15 protein-coding genes are annotated in these 16,180 nt (G+C 65.4%); 5 read left to right on the top strand and 10 right to left on the bottom strand.

What is annotated here, in order from left to right; genetic code table 11:
- Nucleotides 1-5 precede the first annotated feature (5 nt).
- The 4 genes from purF to AC5V87_RS18660 all read left to right on the top strand — a co-directional run bounded on the left by purF (nucleotide 6) and on the right by AC5V87_RS18660 (nucleotide 5,045).
- Nucleotides 6-1,529, top strand: a complete 1,524-nt coding sequence (purF, locus tag AC5V87_RS18675) for an amidophosphoribosyltransferase (protein ID WP_456838846.1) — start codon at nucleotides 6-8, stop codon at nucleotides 1,527-1,529.
- Nucleotides 1,530-1,684: 155 nt separating this feature from the next.
- Nucleotides 1,685-2,425, top strand: coding sequence for an SDR family NAD(P)-dependent oxidoreductase (locus AC5V87_RS18670; RefSeq protein WP_495371809.1), 741 nt, complete (start codon nucleotides 1,685-1,687; stop codon nucleotides 2,423-2,425).
- A gap of 78 nt (nucleotides 2,426-2,503) precedes the next feature.
- A complete protein-coding gene (locus AC5V87_RS18665; protein ID WP_495371808.1) occupies nucleotides 2,504-3,649 on the top strand; it encodes an NHL repeat-containing protein in 1,146 nt (381 codons plus the stop codon).
- A gap of 169 nt (nucleotides 3,650-3,818) precedes the next feature.
- Nucleotides 3,819-5,045: an ABC transporter substrate-binding protein gene (locus AC5V87_RS18660; protein ID WP_456838849.1), complete on the top strand. Its 1,227-nt coding sequence runs from the start codon at nucleotides 3,819-3,821 to the stop codon at nucleotides 5,043-5,045.
- Between the two features lie 72 nt (nucleotides 5,046-5,117).
- Here the strand turns inward: AC5V87_RS18660 and AC5V87_RS18655 are convergent, their stop codons facing one another.
- The 8 genes from AC5V87_RS18655 to AC5V87_RS18620 form a co-directional block, all read right to left on the bottom strand.
- Nucleotides 5,118-6,374: a TCR/Tet family MFS transporter gene (locus AC5V87_RS18655; RefSeq protein WP_495371807.1), complete on the bottom strand. Its 1,257-nt coding sequence runs from the start codon at nucleotides 6,372-6,374 to the stop codon at nucleotides 5,118-5,120.
- Nucleotides 6,371-7,753: a ribosome biogenesis GTPase Der gene (gene der / locus AC5V87_RS18650; RefSeq protein WP_456838851.1), complete on the bottom strand. Its 1,383-nt coding sequence runs from the start codon at nucleotides 7,751-7,753 to the stop codon at nucleotides 6,371-6,373. Before der ends, AC5V87_RS18655 begins: the two co-directional genes overlap by 4 nt.
- 49 nt (nucleotides 7,754-7,802) lie before the next feature.
- Complete coding sequence (locus AC5V87_RS18645; RefSeq protein ID WP_495371806.1) at nucleotides 7,803-8,351, bottom strand: hypothetical protein; 549 nt, start codon at nucleotides 8,349-8,351, stop codon at nucleotides 7,803-7,805.
- A gap of 31 nt (nucleotides 8,352-8,382) precedes the next feature.
- Nucleotides 8,383-9,036, bottom strand: coding sequence for a tetratricopeptide repeat protein (locus AC5V87_RS18640; RefSeq protein WP_495371805.1), 654 nt, complete (start codon nucleotides 9,034-9,036; stop codon nucleotides 8,383-8,385).
- A 169-nt stretch (nucleotides 9,037-9,205) separates the two neighbouring features.
- Complete coding sequence (locus AC5V87_RS18635; RefSeq protein ID WP_456838854.1) at nucleotides 9,206-10,798, bottom strand: class I adenylate-forming enzyme family protein; 1,593 nt, start codon at nucleotides 10,796-10,798, stop codon at nucleotides 9,206-9,208.
- Nucleotides 10,799-10,867: 69 nt separating this feature from the next.
- Entirely contained in the window at nucleotides 10,868-11,452 is a 585-nt protein-coding gene (locus tag AC5V87_RS18630; protein ID WP_456838855.1) for an NnrU family protein, read from the bottom strand.
- Nucleotides 11,453-11,523: 71 nt separating this feature from the next.
- Nucleotides 11,524-12,102: a UCP034077 family protein gene (locus AC5V87_RS18625; RefSeq protein ID WP_456838856.1), complete on the bottom strand. Its 579-nt coding sequence runs from the start codon at nucleotides 12,100-12,102 to the stop codon at nucleotides 11,524-11,526.
- 138 nt (nucleotides 12,103-12,240) lie between these two features.
- Complete coding sequence (locus AC5V87_RS18620; protein ID WP_456838857.1) at nucleotides 12,241-13,863, bottom strand: peptide chain release factor 3; 1,623 nt, start codon at nucleotides 13,861-13,863, stop codon at nucleotides 12,241-12,243.
- Nucleotides 13,864-14,020: 157 nt separating this feature from the next.
- On the opposite strand from AC5V87_RS18620, the gene sugE reads away from it, so the two are divergent.
- Nucleotides 14,021-14,335, top strand: a complete 315-nt coding sequence (sugE, locus tag AC5V87_RS18615) for a quaternary ammonium compound efflux SMR transporter SugE (RefSeq protein WP_495371804.1) — start codon at nucleotides 14,021-14,023, stop codon at nucleotides 14,333-14,335.
- Here the strand turns inward: sugE and AC5V87_RS18610 are convergent.
- Together AC5V87_RS18610 and AC5V87_RS18605 are read right to left on the bottom strand one after the other, a co-directional pair.
- A complete protein-coding gene (locus tag AC5V87_RS18610) occupies nucleotides 14,328-15,332 on the bottom strand; it encodes an inorganic phosphate transporter (protein WP_456838858.1) in 1,005 nt (334 codons plus the stop codon). The genes sugE and AC5V87_RS18610 overlap by 8 nt on opposite strands.
- A gap of 98 nt (nucleotides 15,333-15,430) precedes the next feature.
- Complete coding sequence (locus AC5V87_RS18605; RefSeq protein WP_456838859.1) at nucleotides 15,431-16,075, bottom strand: DUF47 domain-containing protein; 645 nt, start codon at nucleotides 16,073-16,075, stop codon at nucleotides 15,431-15,433.
- Nucleotides 16,076-16,180: the final 105 nt, after the last annotated feature.

Raw genomic sequence — 16,180 nt, 5'->3', positions numbered from 1 at the left:
ACGAGATGCGACACCCTGACCAGGACGCCCAGCTTGATCTAGATCTCGGGACTGGTTTGGGCCCTGCCGCGCTAGAGCTTCAGGACGACCTCGAGGGAGATACGCTGCGCGAGGAGTGCGGCGTGTTCGGCATCTACGGCCACCCCGATGCAGCAGCCATCACCGCCCTCGGATTGCACGCCCTCCAGCACCGCGGCCAGGAAGCCGCCGGCATTGTCTCGTACGACGGCAGCCGCTTTCACTCGGAACGGCGCCTCGGCCTCGTCGGCGACACCTTCTCCCGCCGCGAGGTGATCGACCGCCTGCCGGGCAACGTCGCGGTCGGCCATGTCCGCTATTCCACCACCGGCGCCACCATCCTGCGCAACGTGCAGCCGCTGTTCGCCGAGCTCAATGCCGGCGGCCTCGCAGTCGCCCACAACGGCAACCTCACCAACGGCCTGACGCTGCGGCGCGAGCTCGTGAAGCACGGCGCGATGATGCAGTCGACCACCGACACCGAGGTGATCCTCCATCTGGTCGCGCGCTCCAAGCGCGCCCGCTTCATCGAGCGCTATATCGACGCGCTGCGCGAGATCGAGGGCGCCTATGCACTGGTCTCGCTCACCAACAAGAAGCTGGTCGGCGCGCGCGATCCGCGTGGCATCCGTCCGCTCGTGCTCGGCGAGCTCGACGGTTGCCCGATCCTGACCTCGGAGACCTGCGCGCTCGACATCATCGGTGCACGCTTCATCCGCGACATCGAGCCGGGCGAAGTCATCGTGTTCGACGAGAATGGCCAGGACATCCACAAGCCGTTCCCGCCGATGGCCCCGCGCCCCTGCATCTTCGAATACATTTATTTTTCCCGGCCGGACTCCATCGTCCACGGCCGCTCGGTCTACGAGGTGCGCAAGGCCTTCGGCGCGCAGCTCGCGCGCGAGAGCCACGTGCCGATCGACGTCGTCGTGCCGGTGCCGGATTCCGGCGTGCCCGCCGCGGTCGGCTACAGCCAGTATTCCGGCGTGCCGTTCGAGCTCGGCATCATCCGCAACCATTATGTCGGCCGCACCTTCATCCAGCCGACGCAGGCGATCCGCGAGTCCGGCGTGCGCATGAAACACTCGGCCAACCGCGCCGCGATCGAAGGCAAGCGCATCATCCTGATCGACGACTCCCTGGTGCGCGGCACCACCTCGAAGAAGATCGTGCGCATGATGCGCGATGCCGGCGCCAAGGAAGTGCACTTCCGCCTCGCTTCGCCGCCGATCCTCTACCCGGATTATTACGGCATCGACCTGCCCGACCGCGGCGGCCTCCTGGCCGCGACGCATTCGCTGGAGGAGATGCGCGAGATCATCGGCGCCGACTCGCTCGCCTTCCTGTCGATCGACGGCATGTACCGCGCCATGGGTGAGCCCGGCCGCGACCCCGCCAATCCGAAATTCTCGGATCACTGCTTCACCGGGGCCTACCCGACCCACCTGACCGACCAGACCCAGACCGAGCCGCAGCCGCGGCAATTGTCGCTGCTGGCGGAGGCGAGCTGATCTTGAGTTGTCATCCCGGGGCGCGCGACAGCGCGAACCCGGGATCTCGAGATTGCCTCGTCACCTCTGGATTCCGGGTTCGATGCTTCGCATCGCCCCGGAATGACGGCCACGCGGGGGCTTGTCCCGGCCGTCCACGCCTGTAAAACCCCGCTATGACAAAACCCCTCACGAGCCGCATCGCTCTCGTCACCGGCGCCTCGCGCGGCATCGGTTTTGCTACCGCCCTCGCGCTGGCGAAGGCCGGCGCCCATATCGTTGCCACCGCGCGCACGCAGGGCGGGCTGGAAGAGCTCGACGACGAGATCCGGCAGATCGGCGGCAGCGCCACGCTGGTGCCGCTCAACCTCACCGATTTTGACGGCATCGCGCGGCTCGGCGCGGGGCTGCACGAGCGCTACGGCAAGCTCGACATCCTCGTCGGCAATGCCGGCGTGCTCGGCCCCTCCTCGCCGATCGGCCATATCGAGCTGAAGACCTTCAACGACGTGATGGCCGTCAACGTCTCCGCGAACTTCCAGCTGATCCGCTGCATGGAGCCGCTGCTGAAGCAATCGGACGCCGGCCGCGCCGTGTTCATCACCTCGGGCGCCGCCAACAAGGCGACCGCCTATGTCAGCCCCTACGCCGCCTCCAAGGCCGCGCTGGAGACGCTGGCACGAGCCTGGGCGCAGGAGACCGCGAACACCAAGGTCCGCGTCAACCTGTTCAATCCCGGGCCCATCCGCACCCGCATGCGCGCCACCCTGATGCCGGGCGAAGACCCCGCGACGCTCGACACGCCCGAGCAGGTCGCCGAATTCATCGTCCCGCTGTGCACGCCCGACTGGACCGAGACCGGCAAGTTCTACGACTACAAGACCCGCAGCCTGATGAGCTTCCGCCCGCCGGCCTGATTGACTCAAATGCCTCCCCGCGATTGACTGCCGGCGCTCAAGCGGCAGCAAGCCGCAGGCCAGGAAAGGGAGGTCGCCATGGCGCCATGGCATCGCACAGGGCTTTCTCGTGCGCTCGCAAATGTCCTTCATGCTTTTTCCATCCTGATCGCTGCCATTGCGCTCCTCCTCCCGGGCGTTGCGATTGCCGGCGATGTTCCGACCTTCGCAGTCGATCCCTCCTGGCCGAAGCAGCTGCCGAACAACTGGATCCTCGGCCAGGTCGGCGGCATCACCGTCGACTGGCAGGGCCACATCTGGGTCATCCATCGCCCGCGTTCGCTCACCGATGACGAGAAAGGCGCGAGCCTCAACCCGCCGCGCTCCAAGTGCTGCGTCTCGGCGCCGCCCGTGCTCGAATTCGACAGCGAGGGCAACCTCCTGCGCTCGTGGGGCGGTCCGGGCGAAGGCTATGAATGGGTCGGCCGCGAGCACGGCATCGAGGTCGACGAGCGCGGCTTCGTCTGGGTCGGCGGCAATGCCGACAACGACAACGCGATCCTGAAGTTCACGCTGGACGGCAAGTTCGTCGCGCAGATCGGCAAGATCGCGCCGAGCCTCGGCAGCAACGACACGACGCAGCTAGGCAAGCCCGCGGAGACTGCTATCGACAAGGAGGCGAACGAGATCTACGTTGCCGACGGCTACGGCAACCGCCGCGTCATCGTGTTCGATGCGACAACGCTCGCCTACAAGCGGCACTGGGGCGCCTACGGCAACAAGCCTGATGACGCCAAGCAGGCGGCCTACGATCCGAAGGCGCCGGTGTCGCAGCAATTCGGCAATCCCGTTCACTGCGTCAAGCTCGCCAATGACGGGCAGGTCTATGTCTGCGACCGAATCAACAATCGCATCCAGGTGTTCAAGAAGGACGGCACCTTCGTGAAGGAGTTCTTCTTCGAGAAGAACACGCTCGGCAATGGCGCTGTCTGGGACATCGCGATCTGGCCCGATCCGAAACAGACTTATCTGCTCAGCGCCGACGGCGAGAACAACGAGATCAGGGTGATCAAACGGGACGACGGCAGCGTGGTCGGCAGCTTCGGCCACAACGGTCGCAATGCCGGGCAATTCCACTGGGTGCATGCGATGGTGGTCGACGCGAGGGGTAACGTCTATACCGCCGAGGTCGATACCGGAAAACGCATCCAGAAATTCAAGCTGACCTCGGACGCGCTCAAATAGCGTCTCAACGCATTTTGCCCCAAGAGTTAACCGACGGATGACGCTACGACGCAGCGTCATCCGCATTTAGGTGCATTGCAGCCGGCCGTGGGACACGGTAGAGCGTCAACCGGAACAAGGCTCCGTCCAAGAGAGCCGTCCGAATATTTGACAGTGGAGGAGACCTTTCATGACGACGACGCTCGCGCGCCGCACTGCGGCTCTTTTGGCATGCGCCACTTTCGGTTTTGCAACATCGGCCTACGCGCAAGACAAGACCATCAAGATCGGCGTGCTCAACGACATGTCGAGCCTCTATGCCGACATCGGCGGCCCGAACTCGGTCGCCGCTGTGAAAATGGCGGTCGAGGATTCCGGCCTGAAGGCCAAGGGCTGGACCATCGACGTCCTCTCCGGCGATCACCAGAATAAGCCCGACATCGGCGTCAACATTGCCCGGCAATGGATCGACAACGACAAGGTCGACGTCATCTCGGACACGCCGAGCTCTGGCGTGGCGCTCGCGGTGAACAACCTCGTCAAGGAAAAGAACTCGGTGCTGCTCAATTCGGGTGCGGCCACCGCTGACCTCACCGGCAAGGCCTGCACGCCGAACACGATCTCCTACACCTACGACACCTACATGCTCGCCAACGGCACCGGCAAGGCGCTGACCAAGGCCGGCGGCGACAGCTGGTTCTTCCTGACCGCCGACTACGCCTTCGGTCATGCCCTCGAACGCGACACCAGCGCGGTCGTCACGGCCAACGGCGGCAAGCTGCTCGGCGGCGTCAAGCACCCGCTCAACACGGCCGACTTCTCGTCGTTCCTGCTCCAGGCGCAGTCCTCGAAGGCGAAGATCATCGGCCTCGCCAATGCGGGCGGCGACACCACCAATGCGATCAAGCAGGCCGCCGAATTCGGCATCGTCTCCGGTGGTCAGAAGCTCGCCGCGCTGCTGCTGTTCATCAATGACGTGCACTCGCTGGGCCTGAAGACCGCACAGGGCCTGACCTTCACAGAGTCCTTCTACTGGGACCTCAACGACCAGACCCGCGAATGGTCGAAGCGCTTCCAGAAGGTCTCGCCCAAGGGCTCGATGCCGTCGATGACGGTCGCGGGGCTCTATGCCGGCATCCTGCATTACCTGAAGGCGATGGACGCGCTCGGCGCCAACCCGCATGACGGCGCCAAGGTGGTCGCCAAGATGAAGGAGCTGCCGACCGACGATCCGCTGTTCGGCAAGGGCCCGCTACGCGCCGACGGCCGCCGCCTCATCCCGGCCTATCTGTTCGAGGTGAAAAAGCCGGAGGAGTCGAAGGGTCCGTGGGACTATTACAAACTGGTCGCGAACATCTCGGCGGAAGACGCGGCCAAGCCGCTCAAGGACAGCGAGTGCCCGCTGGTGAAGAAGTGACCGCGTAGCCGTCATCCCGGGCAACACTGCCGTAGGGTAGGCAAAGGCGCGCCACGCTTCGCCTTGCCCACCCTACGAGACCGTCTTGGTCGCACCCAGCGACCGCACCGCGATCGCCACGCAGACCACCATCAGCGCCGCCGCAAGCAGGAATGGCGCGCCGGGCAGATGCAGCGGCGCGCTGGTGCTGATGAAATAGGAAAACGTCAGCGTGAACAGGAACGGGCCGACGAGCTGCGAGACGCTCTGCACGCTCGCGGTCGCGCCCTGCAACTGGCCCTGCTGATCGGGCGCGACCAGCCGGGTCATCAACGATTGCATGGCGGCGCCCGAGATGCCCCACAGCGACATCACGGGAATGCCGATCCAGAACAGCGGCCCGGTCGGGGCCGCGCCGAAGATCACGAAGCCGATCGCGCCACAGCACAGGCCGAGCACCAGCGCTTTGCGCTCACCAAGCACGCGCACGATTGGGCCGATGGCGAGCCCCTGCACCACCATGGCGCAGATGCCGACCACCGCGAGCGTCAATCCGACCGTCTTGGAATCCCAACCGTAACGATATGTCGCATAGAGCACGAAGGTCGAGGGCAGCACGACATGGGCGACCTGCGCGATGAAATTGACGATCGACAGTCCGGCCAACGCTGCATTGGAGCGCAGCAGATGCAGCGCTCCGACCGGATTGGCGCTTCTCCAGCGGAACGGCGCACGCTTCTCGGGCGCCAGCGATTCCGGTAGCACGAGGAGCCCGTAGAGCGCATTGGCGAAGCTCAGCCCCGCCGCCGCCCAGAACGGCAGCCGCGGATCGATATCGCCGAGTAGGCCACCCAGCGCCGGGCCGAGGATGAAGCCGGCGCCGAAGGCGGCGCCAATCCTGCCGAAGATCGCCGCGCGGCGCTCTGGCGGCGTGATGTCGGCGATATAGGCAAACGCGGTCGAGATGCTGGCCGAGGTGATGCCGGAGATGACGCGGCCGATGAACAGCCAGGTCAGGGACGGCGCCAGCGCCATCAGCACATAGTCGGCGCCGAGCCCGAAATTCGACAGCAACACCACCGGCCGCCGCCCGAAGCGGTCGGAGAGTGCACCGAGCACCGGCGAGAACACGAACTGCATCAGCGCCCAGGCGGTGCCGAACAGGCCGAAGATTCGCGCCGCATGCGCGGTGTCGTTCTCGACGAAGCTCTCGACCAGCTTGGGCAGGATCGGCATGATCACGCCGATCGCGAGCATGTCGAGCAGGATGGTGACGAAGATGAAGGCGACCGCGCCGCGCCGGACCGGCGCTGCGCCCTGAGCCATCGCCTCGCCGGCGCCGTCGCTCATGACGGCCGCTTGCGCTTGTGCGCGAAGGGATTGGCCTTCTCGCGCAGCGTGATGCGCACCGGCGTGCCCGGCAGCTCGAACGTCTCGCGCAGGGAATTGGTCAAGTAGCGCAAATAAGACTGCGGCACCGCATCGGCACGCGAGCAGAACAGCACGAAGCTCGGCGGACGCGCCTTGTTCTGCGTGATGTAGTTCAGCTTCAGCCGGCGGCCGGACACCGCCGGCGGCGGATTGGCCTGGATCGCCTGCTCGAACCAGCGATTGAGCGCGGAGGTCGGCACGCGCCTGTTCCAGACCGCATAGGCGTCCTGGATCGCCTGCATCAGGCGGTCGATGCCCTCGCCCATCAGGCCGGAGACGGCGACGATCGGCACGCCCTTGACCTGCGGCAGCCAATGGTCGGCATCGCGACGCAGGCCCGAGATCGCGCCGCCGCCCTTGGTCTCCATCAGGTCCCATTTGTTGACGGCGAGCACGACCGCGCGGCCTTCGCGCTCGATCAGATCGGCGATGCGCAGGTCCTGCTCCTCGAAGCGGTTCTGCGAGTCCATCATCAGTACGACGACTTCGGCAAAGCGCACCGCGCGCAGCGCGTCCGCGACCGAGAGCTTCTCCAGCTTCTCCTCGATGCGCGAGCGCCGGCGTAGGCCGGCGGTGTCGAACACGCGGAAATCGCGGCCCTTCCAGTTGATCTCGACCGCGATGGAATCGCGCGTGGTGCCGGCCTCCGGGCTGGTCAACAAACGTTCTTCGCCAAGCAGATGGTTGATGAGTGTCGACTTGCCGGCATTGGGCCGGCCGACGATGGCGACCCGGATCGGACGCGTCGCGGCCTCTTCTTCCGAGAGCGGCGCGTCGTCCTCGTCCTCGTCTTCTTCGACCGGCTCCGGCATCAGCCTGGCGAGCGCATCATAGAGCTCGCCCATGCCCTCGCCATGCTCCGCAGAGATCTGGATGGGATCGCCCAGACCGAGCGCGAACGCTTCCATCGCGCCGGCATCGCCATGCTTGCCTTCGCTCTTGTTCGCGACGAGCAGCACCGGCTTGTCGGCCTTGCGGGCGAAATCGGCGAAGGCGCGATCGGTGGGCGTGAGGCCGATGCGGGCGTCGATGACGAAGAACAGCGCGTCCGCCTGCGCGATCGCGGTCTCGGTCTGCTCCTGCATCCGCGCGGTCAGCGAGCCCTTGGCGCCCTCGTCGAGGCCCGCGGTATCGATGATGGTGAACTGGAGATCGCCAAGCCTGGCCTCACCCTCGCGGCGGTCGCGAGTGACGCCCGGCAGATCATCGACGAGCGCGAGCTTCTGTCCGACCAGGCGGTTGAACAGCGTCGATTTGCCGACATTGGGCCGGCCGATGATGGCGATCGTGAAGGACATCGGTCATTCGTGCGCTGCGGGGGCTGCGCCTGTCAATGCAACGGAATTATTAGCGCGAGAAGCTGCCGCTCGGCAGCGGCGCCGGGAAGCCCCCCTGCGTCTGTTGCTGAGTGGTCTGGGTCGGTTGGGCCTGCTGGACAGGCTGGTCCGGCGGCGGCGCGGTGGTGCGCTTGCGGACGATCTTCTGCTTGGGCGGCGGAGCGGCCGTGGGCGGCGCAGCTTCCGGCTGGGCCTCGCCATCGACTTCGCCGGCAGGCGCCTCGGCCGGTGCGACTGCTGCGGCCGGCTGCCTGGTCTTCTTCGCCTTGGCGCCCTTGGCCGGCTTGGCCTGTTCAGGCGGCGGCTCGGTCGGCAAGGCCGCAACGGCCCCCGCGTTCGGATCAGGCTGTTGCTGAGCGCCCTTGTACAGCTCCTTCGGGACGCCCTGCTCGAGACCCGGCACACCTTCCGGGAACACCGGCTTGCGGTCACCCGGCAGCTTCTTCTTGGTGTCGAGGAAGTCGAGCATGTCGCTTGGATCGAAGCTGGAGCAGCCGCCCAGGACGCCCGTGAAGGCGATCAGGACGGCGGCTGCGATCAAGCGTGGCGTGCGGCGCATCTTGGTGTCTCGTTACGTCAGAGGGCCGTCGTCAGCTTTTGGCGACGGGCGGCAGCAGGGCCTGGAGCGCCTCGGCGCGCGAGCGCAGGCCGGGCGGCGTTTCGCCGTCTTCGGCAATTGTATCGAGCCATTTGCGCGCGGCGGTCGCGTCGTTGTTGCGCCAGGCCGACAACGCCAGCATCTCGCGCGCGCTGTGGCGGAATGTCGATTTCGGCGCGGCCGACGCCTCCAGCCGCTGCTGCATGTCGGCATAGGACGCACTGTCGAGCAGCAAGCCCGCGGCGCGGATCTTTGCCAGATCCTGCCACTCGCCACCCACACTGCGGTCGCCGGCGATGTCGTCATACAGCCTCGCGGCCGCCTTGGGATCGCGGCTGGCGGCCTCGGCCGCGGCGCGCAGCCGCGACAGGGTGCGATAGCCCGACGGCGCCTTGGCGGCGAGCTCGGTGAAGGCGGCTTCGGCCTCGGCGTGCTTGCTCTGCTCGGACAGTTCGACAGCCTTCTCGAACGCGGCGCCGGCCTCGGCGGCCTTCTTGGCCTCGAGGTACTGATAGCCGCGCCAGCCGCCGACGGCCGCCACGACCAGCACCATCAGGGCGATGAAGTAGATCGAATATTTATCCCACAGCTTCTTGAGCTGTTCGCGACGTACTTCCTCGTCGACTTCGTCAAATAATTCAGACACTTATGCTAATCCCATGCCCGTCCGGGTGCGCGCGCCAATGCGTCCGCGTCAGGAATCCCGTCCCCGTGTGGCGGCGAGGTACCCTAACGATATGGCGGTGGCAAGGCAAAGCCAGCCCGATCAAGGCGTTAACCACCCGGCGAGAGGCCGGAGGACCGCCCTGCCCGGCTCAGGCTCTCAGGAACTCCCGCAGCTGCCGCTTCAGCACCTTACCATTGGCGTTGCGCGGCAGCGGCTCGGCGCTGATGGCCATGGTCTCGGGGACCTTGTAGTCGGACAGCCGTTCCGCGCACCACGCCCGCAAGGCTTCAGCGGCAACCGGCGCGCGCGTCACCACGACGGCATGGACGCGCTCGCCCAGCACTGGGCACGCCTTGGCGATGATCGCACTCTCCACCACCGCGGGGTGGCCGGCCAGCACCGACTCCACCTCGGCGGAATAGACCTTCAGCCCGCCACGATTGATCATGTCCTTCTGCCGGTCGAACACGCGGACGAAGCCTTCGGCATCGACCGAGCCGAGATCCCCGGAGTGCCAGAATCCGGCGGTGAAGCTCTCGGCCGTCGCCTTCGGATTGTTCCAGTAGCCCTTGATGACCGAGGCGCTCTGGATCCAGAGCTCGCCGATCTCGCCGGGCGGCAGCTCGCGGCCGTCCGCCCCCATCGCGATGATGCGTGCCCCAGGGCACGGCAGGCCAACGCTATCGATGTGGCTCGCCGTCAGCTCGCCCGGCATGATCGTCGACGGCGATGTCGTTTCGGTCGCGCCGTAGCAGTTCGCAAGCTTCAAGCCGGGGATCGTCGCCTTGAGCTTCTCGATGGTCGCGATCGGCATCGGCGCGCCGCCGAAGCCGCCGATGCGCCAGCTCGACAGATCATAGCTGTCGAAATCGGGCTGGAGCAGACAGAGATTGTACATCGCCGGCACCATCACCGTGTAGGTGACGCGCTCACGCGCGGCGAGCTTGAGATAATCCGCCGCCTTGAACTCCGGCATGATGATCAGCGCGCCGCCGCAGCGGATCATGGTCGTGATGTTGGCGACCACGCCGGTGACGTGGCCGAGCGGCACGGCCGCGATCGAACGGTCCGCCGCCGTCAATTGCAGGCAAGACACGAATACCATCGAGGAATGCACGATGTTGCAATGGGCGAGCATCGCGCCCTTCGGCTTGCCCGTGGTGCCCGAGGTGTAGAGGATCATCGCGGTGTCCTCTTCGCGGACCTCGACCGGCGCTGCAGCTGGTGCGTGGTCAGCGAGCGTGGCGAAACGCGACAGAGCCGGATCGCTGTCGATGGCGATGCGGTGGATCAGATCGGGGACATCCGATGCATCGGGCAGGCGCTCGGCGAGCGCCGCTTCGTGGATCAGGATCCTGGCGCCGCAATCGGCGAGGACATAGGCGATCTCCGGTTTCTGCTGGCGCGTGCTGAGCAGCACCGCGACGAGGCCCTCATGCGCGGCGGCGAACAGCAGCAACGGAAACTCGATGCGGTTGCCGAGCAGGATCGCAACACGATCGCCGCGTTGCAGGCCGAGCTTGCGAAAACCGGCCGCGATCCGCGCGGCCTGCTCCACCGCCTGCCGCCAGCTCAGGCGAACGTCGCCTGCAATCAGGGCTTCGCTATCGGCATTGCGTGCGCAGGCCTCCGCAATCATGGCCCACAAGCTCGCCGGACGGTCGCAGAACGCCGGCACCACCCGATCACCAAAGCGCGCCTCGAGCCGCATTGGCGGGATCTGAGATTGCCACCAGTCCATCAGAATCCTCGGCTTGTTGCTCTTGTTATCTTCCGCGCACGGGCATGCTGAGTTGTCTTGGCTGATCGGCTAGACCCCCACGACGGGAACACCGATGACAACCGGGTGGAACGCAAAGGCCAGCGCCAAATAGGCCACGAGGCCGACGGCGACCGCGATCAAATCGTTGGTGATGCCGCCCACCGGGATTGGCGGCGCGCCAGCATCCTTGCGATGCTTGAGCGAAATGCGGTCATACACCGCCCAGCCCAGGAACGAGCCGAACAGGATGATGGAGCCGAGATCGCCATTGGCGAGCAGATGCGCCGCGGCCCAGAGCTTGATGCCGGCCAGCATTGGATGCTTCACCGTCGCATAGATGCGGCCGCGCAGGTAGGAGGCGACCACCAGGATGACCGCGGGAAGCATCAGGGCGACCGTGATATGCTTGAGCGCCTTCGGCGGGTACCAGACGTCGATCCAGCCGGAGCTGCGATAATGGGCAAAGCCCCAGATGATCAGCGCCAGCCCCGCAAGCGAAACGACGGAGTAGAGGAGCTTGTAGGTTCCCTCGCCCAGCCTCGCGATGGCTTGCGCGCGCGCGTCGCGTTTCGTGGTGAAAACATGGGCCGCGAGAAACAGCACCAGCCCCAGGATCATGACCAGCAGACCCACGATATCCTCCCCTCGTCCAACGCCCCCGCCCATGGCGTATCATCGATTGGCCGCCGGTCGCAACTGACGCGCTACTTGCCGAGCTCCCGATTGTCGACGTAGCGGATCGCGATCGGCCGGCCCGCCAGCGCGCCGCCGAGGCCGCTGGTGAATTTCAGCGGCAGACAGGCTTTCAGCGACGAATTGATCGCGTTGAGATAGGTCGTTCGGATCTCAGCCGGGACGCCCGCGGTCGCATAGGTCAGGCGTGGCGGGCCGATCAGACCGCCTGCCTTGTTGAAGCTGAAACGTACCGACATCTGCATGCCCGCCTGTGCATTGTCGGAGGGCGGCGCCCAGCAGCTGCGCAACTCGGCGAAGAGGTCGCCGATCGTGTCGAGGTCGTGATCCGGCTTCCGATATTTGCCGCGATCGGCATCGGATGGAACGCTCTCGATCGTCAGCTGGAGATTCTGTCCGTAGGGATAGTAGATTTCGGGAATGCAGGGACCGGGCTCGAGCGGGCTGCAGTAAGACGGCGTACAGGGCGGGCCGTCGAGCACGCTGCACGGCTCGTGCGAAAACGGAATCGGATTGATCTGGCGCGGCCGCGCGTCGGCGGCCATTGTCGAGATCGCCAGAAGGAGAAAAGGAAAGATGACGCGCCACATGGAGTGAGCTCACAATGCCACCGCAAATAAGTGGCGCTGTCGATGACCGCATCAAGTCTGCGCGCGTTCACATGCTCGCGTTCGCCCCCCGCTGTCATCGTCCGGACTTGACCGGGCGACCCAGCACTACGAGACGCCCTAACCCTTCCTCTTGACGTCCTTGACGTTGGTGAACTCGATACCCTCTGCGCGTTCCCTGGTGTAGCCGAGATAGAATTCGTTCCGGGCGAGGTACACGGGATCGCCGTCGACGTCGTCGGCAATGCTGGACGTGTTGGCGGCGATGAAGGTGTCGAGCTTCTTGCGGTCATCGGAGGAGACCCAGCGCGCAAGCTGGAACTCGCTGACCTCGAACTCGACCGGCAGCGAATATTCGGCTTCAAGGCGCGCCTTCAGCACGTCGAGTTGGAGCGCGCCGACCACGCCGACCAATGCCGGAGCGCCGTCGCGCGGCCGGAACACTTGGACCACGCCCTCTTCCGACATCTGCTGAAGCGCTTCCTTCAGCTTCTTCGCCTTCATGGCGTCGGTGAGCCGCACGCGGCGGACGATTTCCGGCGCAAAACTCGGCACGCCCACGAAGTTGAAATCCTCGCCTTCGGTCAAGGTATCGCCGATGCGCAGCGTGCCGTGATTGGGGATGCCGACGACATCGCCGGCAAAGGCCTCGTCCGCGACCGAACGGTCCTGCGCGAAGAAAAATTGCGGGCTCGACAGCGGCATGCTCTTGCCGGTGCGCACGAGCTTCGCCTTCATGCCGCGGCTGAGCTTGCCGGAGCAGAGGCGCGCAAACGCGATACGGTCGCGATGGTTCGGATCCATGTTGGCCTGGATCTTGAACACGAAGGCGCTCATGCGCGGATCGGTGGCCTCGACCTTGCGCTGGTCGCTGTCCTGCGCGCGCGGCTCGGGCGCGAACTTGCCGAGCCCTTCCAGGAGATCGCCGACGCCAAAATTGCGCAGCGCGCTGCCGAAATAGACCGGTGTCAGATGGCCTTCGCGGAACGCTTCGAGCTCGAACGGTTTTGAGGCTTCGGTGACGAGCTCAAGCTCGTCCTTCACCGCGGAGGCGTCCAGATTGGCGTTGAGCTTGGCAAGCTCCTCGATCTCGATCTGCTGCGCCGCGCCGGTCTTGGCGCCGCCGCCTTCGAGCAGGCGGACGCCTCCATTGATGACGTCATAGGTGCCGAGAAAGTCGCGGCCGCGGCCGACCGGCCAGGTCATCGGCGTGGTGTCGAGCGCCAGCGTCTTCTCGATCTCGTCGAGCAGCTCGAACACGTCGCGGCTCTCACGGTCCATCTTGTTGATGAAGGTGATGATCGGGATATCGCGCAACCGGCACACCTCGAACAGCTTGCGGGTGCGCGCCTCGATGCCCTTCGCGGCGTCGATCACCATGACGGCGGAATCGACCGCGGTGAGCGTGCGATAGGTGTCTTCCGAGAAGTCCTCGTGGCCCGGCGTGTCCAGGAGGTTGAACACGAGACCCTCGAACTCGAAGGTCATGACCGAGGTCACGACTGAGATGCCGCGCTCGCGCTCGATCTTCATCCAGTCCGAACGCGTGTTGCGCCGCTCGCCCTTGGCCTTGACCTGGCCGGCGAGGTTGATGGCGCCGCCGAACAGCAGGAGCTTTTCGGTCAGCGTGGTCTTGCCGGCGTCGGGATGGGAGATGATCGCAAAGGTCCGTCGTCGCGCCACTTCAGCGGCAAGCGGGGAACGGGCCGGCGATTCGGCTGTGGTGGTGGCGATGTCGGACATGGCGGGAGCGTTTGGCAGGGAAAATGGGCCTGATCAAGCCTGATTTGGTGATTGCGCAGGCCTTCGGCCAGCCCCATATCCGCCGATGGAGGGACGGCCCTCCTCTCCACCAGCCTATCAGCCGCGGGGACGACCCTGCCTTGAATGGAGGGTCGCCATGGCCTGGAGCATCCTGTTCGTCGCCGGTCTTCTCGAGATCACGTGGGCGATCGGGCTGAAATACACCGAGGGTTTCTCCAGGCTTGTCCCCTCCGTCGTCACGCTCGCGGCGATGGCCGGCAGCGTCATCCTGCTGGGACTTGCCCTCAAATCGCTGCCCGTCGGGACCGCTTATGCGGTCTGGACCGGGATCGGCGCGGTCGGCACCGCCACGCTGGGCATGATCCTATTCGGAGAGCCCGCCACCGCCTTCCGCCTCGCCAGCATCGGGCTGATCGTTGCCGGCATCGCCGGGCTGAAGCTCGTTACCTGAAGAGCTGGACCGCCCACCAGGTCAGCGCAGCGACGATCGCGGAGGCCGGAATCGTGATCACCCAGGCATAGACGATCGAGCTTGCCACGTTCCAGCGCACCGCCGAGACCCTCCGGGCGGCGCCGACGCCGACGATTGCGCCGGTGATGGTGTGGGTGGTCGAGACGGGAACGCCGAGGAACGTCGCCATGAACAGGGTCGCCGCGCCCCCGGTCTCGGCGCAGAAGCCCTGCATCGGGGTCAGCTTGGTGATGCGCAGCCCCATGGTGCGGACGATGCGCCAGCCGCCCATCAGCGTGCCCAGCGCCATCGCCGCCTGGCACGACAGCACCACCCAGAACGGCACCGAGAATTCGCTGCCGAGGTGGCCCTGTGAATAGAGCAGCACGGCAATGATGCCCATGGTCTTCTGCGCGTCGTTGCCGCCATGGCCGAGCGAATAGAGCGAGGCGGAGGCGAATTGCAGGATGCGGAACGCGCGATCGACCGCGAACGGCGTCGAGCGCACCGACAGCCACGACACGATCGCGACCAGCATCATGGCGAGCAGGAAGCCGACCAGCGGCGACAGCACGATGGCCAGTATCGTCTTGGAAAGACCGCTCCACACCGCCGCCGAGATCCCCGCTTTGGCCATGCCGCCGCCGACGAGGCCGCCGATCAGCGCATGCGACGAGGAGGACGGGATGCCGAGCCCCCAAGTCACCAAGTTCCAGACGATGGCGCCGATGAGGGCCGCGAAGATCACCTGGGCATCGACGATCGAGGGATCGATGATGCCGGTGCCGATGGTCTGGGCGACGTGCAGGCCGAACACCATGAAGGCGATGAAATTGAAGAAGGCCGCCCAAAACACAGCGAATTGCGGCCGCAGAACGCGGGTCGAAACGATGGTCGCGATCGAATTGGCGGCATCGTGCAGGCCGTTCAGGAAGTCGAACAGCAGCGCGACGGCGATCAGTCCGACGAGGACGGGAAGACCCAACGCGGCATCCACGGCGCGGCCCTGCCTTAAGGTTGGCGCATGATCTCCGCGCAAACGCGTTCCGCGTTTGTCGCGGGGAAAAACCGCTGCACGCTTTTCCGGATCATGCGCTAGACCTGCTCGATGACGATGCTGTTGATCTCGTTGGCGACGTCGTCGAAGCGATCGGCCACCTTTTCGAGGTGGTCGTAGATCTCGACGCCGACGATGAAATCCATCGCGTTGCCGTCGCGATGCTTGAGGAACAATTCCTTCAGCCCGATGTCGTGGAGGTCGTCGACGCGGCCTTCCAGCTTGCCCAGCTCTTCAGTGATCGCGGTCAGCATGGCGACGTTCTTGCCGATCTCCTGCATCAGGGGCAGCGCCCGGCCGACCAGATTGGCACATTCGATCAGGAGCCCGCCAATCTCGCGCATCGGCGGCTCGAAGGCGCGGACCTCGAACAGCATCACGGCCTTGGCGGTCTGCTGCATCTGGTCGATGGCGTCGTCGAGCGAGGTGATCAGGTTCTTGATGTCGCCGCGATCGAACGGGGTGATGAATGTGCGGCGCACCGCCGTCAGCACCTCGCGGGTGATGTTGTCGGCATCGTTCTCGAACTGGTTGACCCGCTGGCAATAGACCGGCGTCTCCTCACCCCCATTGAGCATTCCCTGGAGCGCGATCGCGCCCTGAATCACGGTCTGGGCATGGCGGTCGAACAGGTCGAAGAACCGTTCTTCCTTGGGGAGGAAAGCGCGAAACCATCGCATCATGGGGAAAGGCTACCGGTTGGAAATGGTCCGGCCCGAGCAGGCCGTCATAAAACTGTCATAGACCATTTTCGATCCGCGCGCGTGTCATCTCCCGCGCGCGGAACC

Source organism: Bradyrhizobium sp. SOJA106 (genome assembly GCF_059448745.1).
This window is presented reverse-complemented; position numbering and strand designations above follow the sequence as displayed.

Coding starts and splice junctions, on each gene's coding strand:
- sugE (WP_495371804.1), top strand. CDS start 14,021: ATGGCCTGGAGCATCCTGTTCGTCGCCGGTCTTCTCGAGATCACGTGG.
- AC5V87_RS18605 (WP_456838859.1), bottom strand. CDS start 16,075: ATGATGCGATGGTTTCGCGCTTTCCTCCCCAAGGAAGAACGGTTCTTC.
- AC5V87_RS18665 (WP_495371808.1), top strand. CDS start 2,504: ATGGCGCCATGGCATCGCACAGGGCTTTCTCGTGCGCTCGCAAATGTC.
- AC5V87_RS18625 (WP_456838856.1), bottom strand. CDS start 12,102: ATGTGGCGCGTCATCTTTCCTTTTCTCCTTCTGGCGATCTCGACAATG.
- AC5V87_RS18620 (WP_456838857.1), bottom strand. CDS start 13,863: ATGTCCGACATCGCCACCACCACAGCCGAATCGCCGGCCCGTTCCCCG.
- AC5V87_RS18670 (WP_495371809.1), top strand. CDS start 1,685: ATGACAAAACCCCTCACGAGCCGCATCGCTCTCGTCACCGGCGCCTCG.
- AC5V87_RS18655 (WP_495371807.1), bottom strand. CDS start 6,374: ATGAGCGACGGCGCCGGCGAGGCGATGGCTCAGGGCGCAGCGCCGGTC.
- AC5V87_RS18635 (WP_456838854.1), bottom strand. CDS start 10,798: ATGGACTGGTGGCAATCTCAGATCCCGCCAATGCGGCTCGAGGCGCGC.
- AC5V87_RS18660 (WP_456838849.1), top strand. CDS start 3,819: ATGACGACGACGCTCGCGCGCCGCACTGCGGCTCTTTTGGCATGCGCC.
- purF (WP_456838846.1), top strand. CDS start 6: ATGCGACACCCTGACCAGGACGCCCAGCTTGATCTAGATCTCGGGACT.
- AC5V87_RS18645 (WP_495371806.1), bottom strand. CDS start 8,351: ATGCGCCGCACGCCACGCTTGATCGCAGCCGCCGTCCTGATCGCCTTC.
- der (WP_456838851.1), bottom strand. CDS start 7,753: ATGTCCTTCACGATCGCCATCATCGGCCGGCCCAATGTCGGCAAATCG.